The sequence below is a fragment of the Roseovarius sp. D22-M7 genome, from assembly GCF_037083785.1.
GTDB lineage: Bacteria > Pseudomonadota > Alphaproteobacteria > Rhodobacterales > Rhodobacteraceae > Roseovarius.
This window is the reverse complement of record NZ_JBAPKY010000189.1, coordinates 1-953: the sequence shown is the minus strand read 5'-3', so window position 1 is coordinate 953 and position 953 is coordinate 1. Positions and strand designations below refer to the sequence as shown.

General features: G+C 66.1%; 1 pseudogene. It reads right to left on the bottom strand.

The window, feature by feature from the left end:
* Positions 1–104: 104 nt before the first annotated feature.
* Positions 105–306, bottom strand: a pseudogene (locus V8324_RS22040) (ISAs1 family transposase); the annotation flags it as partial.
* Between the last annotated feature and the right edge of the window lie 647 nt (positions 307–953).

Sequence of the window (953 nt, the reverse complement as noted above, 5' to 3'; positions counted from 1 at the left end):
CCCAAGGCGTGGCCCGTCGCCCGCAAACCGTCTGGCTGAAACCCGTATGATCGGGAAAATATTCTTCTCGCCAGACTTCTTCAGCAGCCTGTTAGAGTGTCCCCGCGGACGACGTCGAGCGCGCGGCGACGCAAGACGGCAATATTGCCGGGGCCGTTATCCTTTCGGTTGCGTGCTGCGTCTTCGCGAAAGGACACCGTCGAGTTGCCAGTGCAGCGCATTTTCAATCGCCCAGTGGGCCCGGACAGTTTCCGGTAGGACCTCTGGCGTCGGCATCCAAGACAGCGCGAAGACGCGGGTTTCAGAAGGTGTTCCATCCCGGATGATCACATTTCCCCTCGGTGATCGGCATTGTTCATGGCAAGGTTGGTGGCGAGGGACATTCGAGACGGAGGGCGCACATGCTGATCTCTCTTCACACGCAGGCCACGACGACGCTGAAGGTGCGGGCGGCGATCCAGGGCAGCGATGCGTCGGCCTCGGTTCTCGCGGAACGCTACGGCGTGACCGAACAGACGATCTACAAATGGCGCAACAGCGACAGCGTGGACGACCGCAGCCACACGCTACGCCGTTTGCAGACGACGTTGANTGGCGCAACAGCGACAGCGTGGACGACCGCAGCCACACGCTACGCCGTTTGCAGACGACGTTGACGCCCGCCTCGGGGTCGAGCACTGGCGCGCCGCGCTCGGGGATCCGCACCCGCGCCAGCGGTCGCCCGCCCGGGCCGCGGCGAGACAGCGCCGCGCGGCGCACCAGCAGCGTGCCGTCCTCGGCCACCAGCGGCCCGGATCCGGTTTCGAGCCCGGGGACCGCGAGATCCTGCTGCGCGCCCGCCGCCGCGGGGACGAGGGCCGTCCCGGCCAGAAGCCGCAGCAGGTGGCGGCGCGTGAGGGTGAGGCGCATGGCGGTGACGCTTTCACGGTAAATCAATATCGGTGTGAGATAGC